At 32.2% G+C, this 1583-nt stretch carries 2 protein-coding genes; both read right to left on the reverse strand.

Features of this window, described 5'->3' with window-relative positions; all coding sequences use genetic code 11:
• Positions 1-52 precede the first annotated feature (52 nt).
• Positions 53-1165, reverse strand: coding sequence for a DegT/DnrJ/EryC1/StrS family aminotransferase (locus ACZQCL_RS09400; protein WP_482483018.1), 1113 nt, complete (start codon positions 1163-1165; stop codon positions 53-55).
• Positions 1158-1583 (reverse strand): NAD-dependent epimerase/dehydratase family protein (locus ACZQCL_RS09405; protein WP_482483020.1); only part of this gene is annotated, 426 nt, incomplete at its 5' end. The genes ACZQCL_RS09400 and ACZQCL_RS09405, both read right to left, overlap by 8 nt.

Consider the following 1583-nt stretch of genomic DNA (forward strand, 5'->3'; position numbering starts at 1 on the left):
GCATAGCGTGAGCCTCCCAAAATCATCAATTTCTTCATTCTGTCTACTCTCCTTAATATTTACACTTCAAAATAATATCGCAAATTCTATCAACATCTTCCAATGCCAAATCTGCATATAAAGGTAATGTTAACACTCTATTACTAATATATCTAGCCACTGGTGTTTGATCTAAATCATATTTACCATGGAAACAATCAAAACTATTTGTTAATGGATAGAAATATTTTCTAGCACCAATTCCATTTTCTGCTAATTTATCAAATACTTCATTCCTTGTTGCACCAAATTCTTTTTCATCAAATACAACTGGAAAATATGCATAGTTTGATTTTACATCCTTTTGAATTGGACTTAATTGAATTCCAGCTACACCTTCTAGATGGCTACGGTATCTTTCAACTACTTTTCTACGTTTTTCAATTTCTTCATCGACATGTCTTAAATTACAGATTCCCATGGCCGCACAGAATTCGTTCATTTTCGCATTTGCACCCACTGCGTCTACTATCTCAGGTCCACGAATACCAAAATTTTTCAAACGATATAAATCCAATCCAAAATCCTTTAATTCATTACCGAAACAAACAGCTCCACCTTCAATGGAATTAAATACTTTTGTCGCATGAAAACTAAAACAAGAAACATCCCCATAAGAACCAATGCCTTTACCTTTGTATGTTTCACCAAACGTATGTGCTGCATCGTAAATCACTTTTAAACCATATTTTTTAGCAATACGATCAATCTCTTCAATGTTACAAACATTGCCATATACATGTACTGGCATAATGGCACAAGTACGATCTGTAATCAAAGATTCCAGTTTTGTGACATCCATTGTAAAGTCATTAGGATCAATATCACAGAATACAGGTTCTAATCCATTACGAACAATCGCATGTGTAGTTGATGCAAAAGTAAATGGAGTTGTAATGACTTCACCTTTTAAATTTAATGCTTGTAATGACAACTCTAAAGCCATATGTCCATTTGTCATTAAATCAATGTTTTCAACATCTAAATATTCAACTAATTCTTCTTGTAATTTTTTATGTTTAGGACCCATATTCGTTAACCAATGTGTGTCCCACATATCTTTGATTTCTTCACAATACTCTTCATAAGAAGGCATTGAAGAACGCGTTACTAAAATATTACTCATCAATATCACACTTTCTATTTTTGCTTTCTGCTTTCATGTCTTTTAACATAGAAATATAATCATATTTCGGTTTATATCCAAGTTCATATATAGCCGGTGTAATGTCCATAATATATTGTGGTGCATTTGGCATATTAGGATTTAATTTGATTTGTGATTTATGGTTATCATCACCAAACACTTCAACAATGCCTTTGATTTGATCTAATAATGATGTACCAATTCCTGTTCCAACATTATAATATCCTTTTTGACGATTAACAAATAAAGCTTTATACAGCATCTGACAAAAATCTTTGACATATACCATATCCTTTACTCTCGATGCATCGCCCCATACTTCGATATCTTCACCTTTAATGGCTTTATCAATTAATAAGCGATAGCCAATTTTTCTTTTTTCACCATCTACATAATA

It is taken from the genome of Holdemanella sp., from assembly GCF_056804935.1.